Genomic DNA, 11,306 nt, shown 5'->3' with positions numbered 1-11,306 from the left:
TGCGCTCGGATGGCTGCGGCTACGGCGCATGTCTGGACACAAAAAAGGGCGCCGCACGAATGCGGCGCCCTGAGTGCATACCGTGGCGGAGTGCCACGGAACGCGGGTCTTACCAGATCTTCACGCGCTTGTCGGCCGGACGCACCATCTTGTCGCCGGGCTTGCACTGGAACGCCTTGGCGAAGGCCGGCATGTTGGACGGCGCACCGATGGCACGGAACTTCATCGGCGCATGCGGATCGGCGTTCAGCAGCACCATCTGGCGCTTCGGACGAATCTCGCCACGCCACACGCGGGCCCAGTTCAGGAAGAAGCGCTGGTCTTCGGTGTAGCCGTCGATCTTCTCGCTGGCTTCCTTCGGATGGTTCTTCATCGCCATCTGCAGGGCGTCGTAGGCGATGTTCAGGCCACCCAGATCGGCGATGTTCTCGCCCAGGGTCAGCTTGCCGTTGACGTGCAGTTTCGGGTGGTCCTTCAGCGGCACGTAGCCATCGAACTGCTGGACCAGCTTGTGGGTACGCGCGTCGAAGGCTTTGCGGTCGGCCTTGGTCCACCAGTTGTGCAGGTTGCCGCTGCCATCGAACTGGCTGCCCTGGTCGTCGAAGCCGTGGCTGGACTCGTGACCGATCACCGCGCCGATGCCGCCATAGTTGATCGCGTCGTCACCGTGCGCGTAGAAGAACGGCGGCTGCAGGATCGCGGCCGGGAAGTTGATCGTGTTGTCGGTCGGGTTGTAGTAGGCGTTGACCGTCTGCGGGGTCATGCCCCATTCCTTGCGGTCCGTGGGCTTGCCGATCTTGGCGATGTCGTAGTCGTAGTTGAACTTCTGCGCCGCCTCGAGGTTGGCGTAGTAGTTGTCCTTGGAGATCTTCAGGCCGTCCCAGCTGCGCCAGTTCTCGGGGTAGCCGATCTTGGGCAGGATCATGGACAGTTTCTGCAGCGCTTTCTGCTTGGTCTCAGGACTCATCCAGTCCAGGTTCTGGATGCGGTGCTTCAGGGCAGCCAGCACGTTGTGCACCAGCTGGTCGGCGCGCTCCTTGGCTTCCGGCGGGAAGTACTTCTTCACGTACAGCTGACCCAGGGCCTGACCCATGGAACCGTTGACCGCGCTCAGCGAGCGCTTCCACTGCGGACGCTGCTGCGGCTGGCCGCTGAGGGTCTTGCCGTAGAAGTCGAAACGGGCGTCGACGAACGGTTCGGACAGCGCGCTGGCGGCACCGGAGATGGCGTGCGCCTTCAGGTAGGCCTTCCACTCATTCATCGGGGCGGTGGCCAGCAGGTGATCGAATTCCTTGAAGAACTTCGGCTGGGACAGGGAGAAGCCCTTGTCGACGGTCACGCCCTGCGAGCTGAAGAAGGTGTTCCAGTTGAAGTGCGGCGTGACCTTGTTGGCTTCGGCCACGGACACGAAGTGGTACTGGTTCTTCGGGTTGCGCAGTTCGACGCGCGGCACCGAATGCTTGGCCAGGTCGGTCTCGAACTTCATCGCCAGTTCGGCCTGCTTCTTCGCCTCGGCCGGCTTGTCGCCGGTCAGTTCGAACAGCTTGCCCAGGTACTTGACGTAGGCTTCGCGGACGTCCTTGTGCTCGGACTTGGTGTAGTAGGCCGGTGTCGGCAGGCCCAGTCCGCTCTGGAAGGTGTATGCGATCTGCTGCTTGGCGTTCTTGAAGTCGGCGTCGGAGCCGAAGCTGAACACGCGGCCGTCACCCTTGGCGAAGGCCTTGTCCAGCCACGGCTGAAGATCCTTGCGCGACTGGATGGCGTCGATCGAGGCCAGGTCTGGCTTGATCGGATCGAAGCCGGCCTTGTTGCGCGCGTCCATGTTCATGGCCGAGCTGTACAGCCAGCCGATCTTCTGCTCGATGGAACCGGCCGGCGCGCTGTCGGCATTCTTGGCGGCGTCGTCGACCAGCTGGTGCTGGTCTTTCAGGCTCTTCTCGCGCAGTTCGTTGAACGAACCCCAGGAGGTCTGGTCGGCCGGGATCGGGTTGGCCTTCACCCACTTCGCGTTGACGAAGCCGTTGAAATCGGTGCAGGCGTTGATGTTCTTGTCCAGGTCCGCGATGTTGAATACCGGGGCGGTGGAGGCGCTGGCGGGCGCGTTGGACATCATCGCAGCGGTCGAGGCCTTGGCGGGCGCGGCGTTCTTGGCGCTGTCGTCGCCGCCCTTGCTGCAGGCGGTGGCGGCCAGCGTCAGGCTCACGGCCAGCGCCAGCGGTTTCAGCATGTGCTTGTTCATCTAGGGGTTCTCCTCCGGATCAATGCGGGTAGGACAGTCGAGGGTGAATGCGGTGCGCAATGCCCCCGCAATGGCACGCATTCCTGTTGTCCAGACTAGGGCAAAAGTCACGTGAGCATACAGTGTCGAAGGTCAGGGGTGCACGGCGCGCGGCCGTCGTTTCAGGCCTCAGGAAACGCTTGGCGGAACGGTGCTTCGGGCCTTCTTCTGTGCATCCGAGAGACCCGGCAGCGTGTCCGGCGCGACGGCGCCGCCGGAGATGATGAAGGCCATGGCCTGATCCATGGTCCAGTCGGTCGGCGTGAGCTGGTCGACGGGCACGACTTCGAGGTAGCCGCCGGTGGGATTGGGCGTGGTCGGGATGTATACCGCTGCCATTTCGCGATTGCTGCCTTCCTCGCGCATGACTCGGGTGACGAAACCCACCACTTTCATGCCTTCGCGCGGGAAATCCACCAGCACCACGCGCTGCACCTGGTCCGGGCGCGTCTGCAGAACGTTCATCAGCTTCTTGGTGCCGCCGTAGATGGTCTGCACCAGGGGAATGCGTTCGAGCAGGGTGTCGAAGGCGCTGAGCATGCGCTGGCCGATCACGCGGCTGGCCAGCAAGCCGAGTAGATACAGGGAGACGACCGTGAGCAGCAGAGCGAGGATGTTCAGTATCCAGCGCACGTTCAGCGCCTGCGCGAGATGCGGTGCGACCAGGCCCACCGCATTGAGCACAGCATTGACCAGCGGTGTGCCGAGGCTGGCCAGCAGGCCCAGCACGAACGAGAACACCAGCCAGGTCACCCACAGCGGCAGGAAGGTCAGCAGACCGGTCAGCAGATAGCGTTTGAAGCGCAGCGGACGCATCTTCGGCACTCGGCACGAGGGTGGTCCATTGTAGGCATATCAGCGACGCTTGCAGGAGCATGCCTGAGTGCCCGGACAGTGTGCGCGAAGCGGTCGCATGCGGCGTACTTCAAGGCTGGTCGGGTGTCGTCGCGTCCGATGCGGCTCGGCGCGCGTGCGGTTTGCGGCGAACGTACAGTTGCTTGCGCACCCGCGCCACCAGTTCGCCATCGTTGTCCGTGACGTCCACTTCGAACCATCGCAGCACCTTGCCACCGTCCGCGGCTTCGGCACGCAATGCCTCGACGGTGTCCGGGAGCAGCTGGAAATGGGCATGCACGTCGCTGCGGCCCGGGGCGATGAATTCGATGGCGCCGGCCTTGTCCCACACGTAGTAGTCGCGGCCCAGGCGGTGCATCGTCAGCAGCATCCAGAACGGATCGGTCATGGCGAACAGGTTGCCGCCGAACTGGGTGCCGACATAGTTGCGGTTCCACGGACGCAGTTTCAGCGTGACCCGAGCCTCGCTCCAGTCTTCGCTCACTTCGCGCACACGGATGCCGTTGAACAGGAACGGGGGCCAGAAGTTGAGCAGGTGACGAAGAGTGCGGGCGCGCATGCGGATCGATCAGGCGTAAAGGAATGCTCACCATACCCTTGCGTATGGTTTCTTGTCACCTTGGCTTCGATCTGTGCGAAGGGGCTGGCTGGATGGCATGGAGTCATCACGCGCCGTGCCTGTGCGCGGCGCGTGCGGGCGTGAGGCTTCAGAACAGGATCGAAGCCATGCGCCGGCGATAGTCGCCGACCAGTGCGCTGTCCTCGAGAATCTGGAACGCGGCCAGCAGACGCTGGCGTGCCAGACCCTCGTTCCAGTCGCGCTGATGCCGAAGGATGTGCAGAAACTGGTCGAGCCCTTCGGCCGGCGCGTCGCCCAGCGTCAGGCGTACGCCCAGCAGGTCGCGTGCCGACCAGTCCTCGGGATCGGCTTCGATGCGCTGGCGCAGGGCGTCGGCATCCGGGGCGTCGTCGAGAGCCTCGGCCAACTGCAACTGGCCACGAAGCCGGGCAGTGCGGTCGTCGGTGGCGAGGTTGGCGGGCAGGGCGTCGAGCGCGGCACGCGCCGCGTCGAAATCGCCGGCGCGCAGCTGCGCCAGGGCGAGATCGAGCTTCAGGCTCTCGTCGTCGGGACGCGCGGCCATTTCGGCACGGATGCGCTGCACGGCGTCGGCGGCGGATTCGGTTGTGCTCTCCGGCGCGTCGCTATCCAAGTCATCCGGGGTCTCGATTAGCGAGGCCGGCTCGACATGCTTGGACAGGAATTCGCGCAGCTGGCCTTCCGGCAGCGCCCCGGCGAAACCGTCGACCGGGCGACCGTCCTGGATCAACGCCACGGTCGGCACGCTGCGGATGCCGAACATGGCCGCCAGTTCCTGGTTGGCGTCGACGTCGATCTTGGCCAGCCGGAAGGCGCCGTTGTATTCGGCGGCGAGTTTCTCCAGCAACGGCCCCAGCGCCTTGCACGGGCCGCACCAGGTGGCCCAGAAGTCGATCAGGATCGGTGTCTGCGAGGATGCCTGCAGGACTTCGGTCTCGAAATTGTCTGGGGTGACGTCGAAAACGTGTGCGTTCGTGCTCACGGGAGCTCCGGGAGAATGGGATGAGCCAACAGATCGGGGCGAAAATGGCCTACATCAAGGTAACGCATCGGCGGATGGCGATGCATACGCCATGTGTTCAGCGCAGCGCGCATGCGCTTGTTGGATAATCGCGGCATGGATTCGGCCGTTCACACACTGGTGATCTGCGAGCATTGCGATGCCGTGCACCGCAAGCACGATCTCGAGCGGGGCGAGGTCGCGCGCTGCGTGCGCTGCCAGGCGGTGCTGTATCGCCGGCCATGGCTGAGTCTGGACAGCATGTTCGCGCTGGCGCTGGCGGCGGCGATCACGTTCCTGATCGCCAACATCTGGCCGATCGTGACCCTGGAGCTGAACGGGCATACCAGTTCGGCCACGCTGTGGAAGGCCATCATCACGACCTGGCACGACGGCATCGGCGTGGTGTCGGTGCTGGCCGCGCTGATGCTGTTCTTCTTTCCGATGATGCAGGTGCTGCTGTTCGCCTGGGTGCTGGGCTTCCTCCGTGTGGGACGGCGTCCGCCGGGTTTCATCCACATCATGCGCATGCTGCATGCGATTCGCCCGTGGAGCATGATCGAGGTGTTCATGCTGGGAACGCTGGTCGCCGTGGTGAAAGTGGGCGACATCTTCGAGGTGGTCCTGCAGCCGGGTATCTGGGCATTCGCGGCCCTGACGGTGCTCCTGGCGCTGGTCGCGTCGTTCGACGTGCGCCGCATCTGGGTGCTGAAACGGGAGTGCTGCGGATGAGCGAGGCGCACATTCCCACGGCCGGCGAGCTGGGCATCATCGCCTGCCACTGTTGCGGGCAGCTCTGCCAGCACGTGCATGGAGACATCTGCTGCGCGCGGTGCGGCGCGCGCCTGCATCGGCGCAAGCCGAACAGCCTGGCGCGCTGCTGGGCGCTACTGATCGCGGCGATGATCCTCTACATTCCGGCCAACGTGCTGCCGATCATGCTCACCGGCTCGCTGTTCGGGAAAGAGAGCAACACCATTCTCAGCGGTGTGGCCGAACTGTGGCGCGCCGGGTCATGGGATCTGGCGGTGATCGTGTTCGTGGCCTCGATTATGGTGCCGTTGCTGAAGTTCGCCGCACTGCTGGTGTTGCTGATCAGCGTGCAGCGCCGCAAGGCCTGGCGCACGCGCGGGCGGGCGCATCTGTTCCGGCTGGTCGAGGGCATCGGATACTGGTCGATGCTGGACGTGTTCGTGGTCACGCTGCTGGTGGCGCTGGTGCGCTTCCAGCTGACCCAGGTCGACCCGGGGCCGGGCGTGGTGTACTTCGGCTTGGTGGTTGTGCTTACCATGCTGGCCTCGATGAGTTTCGACCCGCGGTTGATCTGGGACCACGCCGTGACCGAAGACGAAAAGAAATCACAGGAAGCCGAGCATGACCGAGCGTGAGCCGTACGGGGACTCCGAGCATCTGCCGTCCCCGGAAATCGCCCGGCGTCGGCGCTGGCAGCTGCCGCTGATCTGGCTGGTGCCGGTGGTGGCCGCGGTGATCGGTCTGTCGCTGGTGGTGCACGCCTACTTGTCGGAAGGTCCGGCGATCACCATCAGCTTCAAGACCGCCGAGGGCATCGAACCCGGCAAGACCGAGGTCAAGTTCAAGAATGTGGTGATCGGCAAGGTCCACACCGTGACGCTAAGCCAGGACCGCAGCACCGTCCTGGTGCACGTGGATCTGGAAAAGCGCTACGACTATTTCGCCAGCGAAGGCAGCCGCTTCTGGGTGGTCCGGCCGCGGGTCGGGCTGGGCGGCGTGTCTGGATTGAGCACGCTGCTGTCCGGTGCCTACATCGGCGCCGACACCGAAAATGGCAAGCGGCACGACGATCGCCGGAGATTCAAGGGGCTGGAGACGCCGCCGCCGCTGACGCACGGCGAGCCGGGCAGCACGTTCACGCTGAACAGCGACGATCTGGGGTCGCTGGACATCGGTTCGCCGGTGTACTTCCGACGCATCCAGGTCGGACGGGTGGTCAGCTACCGCCTCGACGAGGACGGCAAGGGTGTGCAGCTGCAGGTGTTCATCGATGCGCCGTACGATCGCTACGTGAGCAAAGAGAGCCGTTTCTGGAACGCCAGCGGCGTCAACGTCGCCGTCGATGCGGGCGGGCTGAAGGTCAACACCGAGTCCCTGGCCACGGTGGTCGCCGGCGGCATCGCCTTCCAGGCGCCGGGGTACATCCGCCACAGCGAACGTGCCGTGGCGGGAACCCGCTTCGAATTGTTCGACACGCGTGACAAGGCGATGCAGCCGCCGGACGGACCTCCGCTGTGGCTGCACATGCGCTTCCACCAGTCGGTGCGCGGCCTGTCCAAGGGAGCGCCGGTCGATTTCGAGGGGATTTCGCTCGGTGAGGTCAAGCGCATCAGCGTCGAATACGATCCGGTGAAGAAGCGCTTCCCGGTCGATGTCACGGCGGTGATCTATCCGCAGCGTCTGGGCCGCGCCCACGAGCAGTTCGCCAAGCGCATCGGCGATGCGTACGAGAAGAATCCCGGGCTGGGGCTGGCGGTGTTGGTCAAGCACGGACTGCGCGCGCAGCTGCGCAGCGGCAATCTGCTCACCGGGCAGCTCTACGTGGCGCTGGACTTCTTCCCCAACGAGGCGCGCAAGGTGCTCGATCCGAAGCAGCGGCCGCTGCGCGTGCCCACGGTGCCGGGCAGCTTCGACCGCATCCAGGAGCAGGTCGCGCACATCGCCGATCGCCTGGACAAGGTGCCGTTCGATCGCATCGGTCAGCATCTGGATCAGAGCCTGCAGGGCATCGATGCGCTGCTGAAGCAGTTCAACGGCAAGCTGGCGCCGCAGGCGAGCGAGACGCTGAAGCAGGCGCAGACCACACTGCGTTCGCTGGATGGAAGCTTGTCCGGCGATTCGCCGCTGCAGCAGAACTTGGGCCAGACCCTGCTGCAGGTGCAGCGCGCGGCGCGCTCGCTGCGCGTGCTGACCGACTACCTGGGGCGTCACCCCGAGGCGCTGCTGCGCGGCAAGCGCAATAACGCGCCGCCGCCGGAAGCGCCGCCCGCGCCGACGAATCTGGCGCCGACGAACAAGGAGAAACAGCCATGAGTCTGCGCATGCGCCATTTGCCCGGTGTCGCCGTGCTGCTGCTTCTGACGGCATGCGCCTCGGCGCCGACGCAGTTCTACACGCTGGTGCCGCAGACGACGGCGAAGTCCGTCGTTACGCCTGCGGACTACCGGATCGCCGTGCTGCCGGTCACCATTCCGGCCCAGATCGACCAGCCGCAGATGGTGGTGCGGCAGAGTGATGATCGGGTAGCCCTGCTCGAGGGTGAGCAGTGGATCGGTCCGCTGGGCGATCAGATTCGCACGGCGGTCTCCGATCGGTTGGCGCGCGATCTCGATGCTGTGGACGTCTACGGTCTGCCGCAGGCGGATACCGGCAAGGTCTACCGCATCAAGTTGGATGTGCGCCGTTTCGAGTCCGTGGTCGGGCGGTACGCCCAGATCGACGCTGCCTGGAGCGTGCGCGAACGCGGTGGGCACGGCGAAACGCTCAGCTGCAGCAGCTCGCTGAAGGAGCCGGTCGCCGACGGCTACGCCGCGCTGGTGCATGGCCACCAGCAGGCCTTGGCGGCCCTGTCCGACCGCATCGCCGGTGCCGTGCGCGCACTGGCCGCGGGCGGCGTGCCGGATTGTCCGCAGTAACGCGCTTGCCGCCGTGATCCCGGGACGCGAACCGCGCACCTGATTCCGGGTTCCGAGGGCGTGCCGAAAAGCGCATGGCGAGGCGCTGCGCGCACCGACAGGCTTGGCGCTCCCTGGGCGCTGCGGTACGCTGCACGGTCCTGTCGCAGTCCGCTGCGCGCCGCCTTTTTCGAAGATCAACGGTATGTCCGACACCTACGAACCGCAGGCGGTGGAAACCGCCGCTCAGGACTTCTGGAACCGCACGCACGCCTTCGAGGTGAGCGAGGACGCCTCGAAAGAGAAGTTCTACTGCCTCTCGATGCTGCCGTATCCGTCCGGTGCGCTGCACATGGGGCATGTGCGCAACTACACCATCGGCGACGTCATCAGTCGCTTCCAGCGCATGCAGGGCCGCAACGTGCTGCAGCCGATGGGCTGGGACGCGTTCGGACTGCCGGCCGAGAACGCCGCGATCAAGCACAAGACCGCGCCGGCGAAATGGACCCGTTCCAACATTGCCCACATGAAGGGGCAGTTCGCACGCATGGGCTTTGCCTACGACTGGTCGCGCGAGTTCGCCACCTGCGATCCGGACTACTATGTGCACGAGCAGCGCATGTTCGTGCGCCTGTTCGAGAAGGGTCTGGCCTACCGCAAGAATTCGGTGGTGAACTGGGACCCGGTCGATCAGACCGTGCTGGCCAACGAGCAGGTCATCGACGGCCGCGGCTGGCGCACCGGCGCGCTGGTCGAGAAGCGCGAGATTCCGCAGTGGTTCCTGAAGATCACCGACTACGCGCAGGAGTTGCTGGACGGCCTGGACACGCTGGAAGGCTGGCCGGATGCGGTCAAGACCATGCAGCGCAACTGGATTGGCCGCTCCGAGGGGCTGGAGATCCGTTTCGACGTGGCCGGCGGCGACGACTCCCTGACCGTCTTCACCACGCGCCCCGACACCTTGATGGGCGCGACCTACGTCGCCGTCGCCGCCGAGCATCCGCTGGCGATGCAGGCGGCGAAGGACAACGCCAAGCTGGCCGAATTCATCGAGACCTGCCGCCAGGGCGGCACGTCCGAGGCCGAGCTGGAGACGCAGGAAAAGCGCGGTATGGATACCGGCCTGGAGGTCGTGCATCCGCTGACCGGCGAGAAGCTGCCGGTCTGGGTCGCCAACTTCGTGCTGATGGGCTACGGCACCGGCGCGGTGATGGCGGTGCCCGGTCATGACGAACGCGATCACGAGTTCGCGCAGCAGTACGGGCTGCCGATCAAGATGGTGGTGGTCGACGGCGGCGTGGTCGACGCCCTGAAGGAACTCCAGCACGATCTGGCCGCCGGCGTCGGCGCCGATCCGTTGCGCAATGCCCTGCGCGGCACCCACACCGATGCCTACGACGCCAGCACTGCCGTGCGCGTGGTGGAAGCGTTCGAGCATCGCGTGCTCGAGGTCGAGGCGTTCACCGAGCACGGCACGCTGGTCAACTCCGGCGATTTCGATGGACTGAATTTCCAGGGCGCCTTCGACGCCATCGCGGCGAAACTGGAAGCCGACGGCCGCGGTGCGCGCAAGGTCAACTGGCGTCTGCGCGATTGGGGCGTCAGTCGCCAGCGCTACTGGGGCTGCCCGATTCCTATCGTGTACTGCCCAACTTGCGACGCGGTTCCGGTGCCCGAAGACCAGTTGCCGGTGCGGTTGCCGGAAGATGTCGCCTTCACCGGCGTGAAGTCGCCGATCAAGTCCGATCCGGACTGGCGCAAGACGACGTGCCCGAAGTGCGGTGGTCCGGCCGAGCGCGAGACCGACACGTTCGACACCTTCATGGAATCGAGCTGGTACTACGCGCGCTACACCAGTCCGGGCGCTGCCACCCAGGTCGACGAGCGCGCCGATTACTGGCTGCCGGTGGATCAGTACATCGGCGGCATCGAGCACGCCATTCTGCATCTGCTGTACTTCCGCTTCTATCACAAGCTGATGCGCGACACCGGGCTGGTGCATTCGGACGAGCCGGCCAAGCGGTTGCTGTGCCAGGGCATGGTTGTCGCCGAGACGTTCTGTCGCGAGCAGGACGACGGTTCGAAGCTGTGGTTCAACCCGGCCGAGGTCGAAGTGCAGCGCGATGAGAAGGGCCACGTCAGTGGCGCGGTGCTGAAAAGCGACGGCGAGCCGGTGACCATCGGCGGCATCGAGAAGATGTCGAAGTCGAAGAACAACGGCGTCGATCCGCAGGTGATGATCGACAAGTACGGCGCCGACACCGTGCGCCTGTTCTCGATGTTCGCCGCGCCGCCGGAGCAGTCGCTGGAGTGGAACGAGGCCGGCGTCGAGGGCATGGCACGCTTCCTGCGCCGGTTCTGGCGCGAGGTCGCGGCGCATGCCGGGCAGGGCGCCGCGGTGGCCGTTGATCCGGTATCGCTGGATCGCGCGCAGAAGGAACTCCGCCGCCTGACGCACGAGACCATCCGCAAGGTCGGCGACGACTACGGTCGCCGCCAGAGCTTCAACACGGCCATTGCCGCGCTGATGGAACTGCTCAACCACGTCAACAAGTTTGGTGACGACAGCGAGCAGGGACGCGCCGTGCGCGGCGAGGCGCTGCAGGCGATGGTGCTGCTGCTCAATCCGATTACGCCGCACACCAGTCATGCGCTGTGGCAGCTGCTGGGGCATCCGGAATCGCTGATCGAGGATCAGCCCTGGCCGCAGGTCGACGAGGACGCGCTCAAGCGCGATGCCGTGACGCTGGCGGTGCAGGTCAACGGCAAGCTGCGCGGCACGATCGACGTGGCGGTGGATGCGTCGCGCGAAGACATCGAGCGACTGGCGCAGGACCTGCCGGGTGTGCAAGCCTTCACTGAGGGCAAGACCGTGCGCAAGGTGATCGTCGTGCCCGGCAAGATCGTCAACATCGTGGTGGGCTGAAG

At 65.3% G+C, this 11,306-nt stretch carries 9 protein-coding genes; 5 read left to right on the top strand and 4 right to left on the bottom strand.

The genetic code is table 11. The features are described 5' to 3' along the window. Nucleotides 1-109: 109 nt before the first annotated feature. The 4 genes from HF690_RS03260 to trxA form a co-directional block, all read right to left on the bottom strand. Nucleotides 110-2,239: a M13 family metallopeptidase gene (locus HF690_RS03260; protein WP_168608412.1), complete on the bottom strand. Its 2,130-nt coding sequence runs from the start codon at nt 2,237-2,239 to the stop codon at nt 110-112. Between the two features lie 168 nt (nt 2,240-2,407). Continuing rightward, on the bottom strand, nt 2,408-3,094 hold the full coding sequence (locus tag HF690_RS03255; protein WP_113065391.1) for a DUF502 domain-containing protein: 687 nt from the start codon (nt 3,092-3,094) through the stop codon (nt 2,408-2,410). Nucleotides 3,095-3,203: 109 nt separating this feature from the next. Continuing rightward, nucleotides 3,204-3,692 carry a DUF4442 domain-containing protein gene (locus HF690_RS03250; RefSeq protein WP_168608411.1) on the bottom strand — a complete coding sequence of 163 codons (489 nt, stop codon included), beginning with the start codon at nt 3,690-3,692 and terminating at the stop codon, nt 3,204-3,206. Between the two features lie 148 nt (nt 3,693-3,840). Beyond that, on the bottom strand, nt 3,841-4,713 hold the full coding sequence (gene trxA, locus HF690_RS03245) for a thioredoxin (RefSeq protein WP_168608410.1): 873 nt from the start codon (nt 4,711-4,713) through the stop codon (nt 3,841-3,843). Nucleotides 4,714-4,848: 135 nt separating this feature from the next. Here trxA and HF690_RS03240 point away from each other — a divergent pair, with 135 nt between their 5' ends. The 5 genes from HF690_RS03240 (at nt 4,849) to leuS (ending at nt 11,304) form a co-directional block, all read left to right on the top strand. Continuing rightward, complete coding sequence (locus HF690_RS03240) at nt 4,849-5,463, top strand: paraquat-inducible protein A (protein WP_113065390.1); 615 nt, start codon at nt 4,849-4,851, stop codon at nt 5,461-5,463. Continuing rightward, the gene (locus HF690_RS03235) at nt 5,460-6,119 is read left to right on the top strand and encodes a paraquat-inducible protein A (RefSeq protein WP_113065308.1); all 660 of its coding nucleotides are present in this window, start codon (nt 5,460-5,462) and stop codon (nt 6,117-6,119) included. Before HF690_RS03240 ends, HF690_RS03235 begins: the two co-directional genes overlap by 4 nt. Beyond that, a complete protein-coding gene (locus tag HF690_RS03230) occupies nt 6,106-7,797 on the top strand; it encodes a PqiB family protein (RefSeq protein WP_113065307.1) in 1,692 nt (563 codons plus the stop codon). The genes HF690_RS03235 and HF690_RS03230 overlap by 14 nt, the downstream gene beginning before the upstream one ends. Continuing rightward, a complete protein-coding gene (locus tag HF690_RS03225) occupies nt 7,794-8,399 on the top strand; it encodes a PqiC family protein (protein WP_168608409.1) in 606 nt (201 codons plus the stop codon). The genes HF690_RS03230 and HF690_RS03225 overlap by 4 nt, the downstream gene beginning before the upstream one ends. Nucleotides 8,400-8,583: 184 nt before the next feature. After that, entirely contained in the window at nt 8,584-11,304 is a 2,721-nt protein-coding gene (gene leuS, locus HF690_RS03220; RefSeq protein WP_168608408.1) for a leucine--tRNA ligase, read from the top strand. Nucleotides 11,305-11,306: the final 2 nt, after the last annotated feature.

The organism is Oleiagrimonas citrea (assembly GCF_012395255.1).
Classification (GTDB): domain Bacteria; phylum Pseudomonadota; class Gammaproteobacteria; order Xanthomonadales; family Rhodanobacteraceae; genus Oleiagrimonas; species Oleiagrimonas citrea.
The sequence above is the reverse complement of the archived record's forward strand: the minus strand, read 5'-3'. Positions and strand labels throughout refer to the sequence as shown.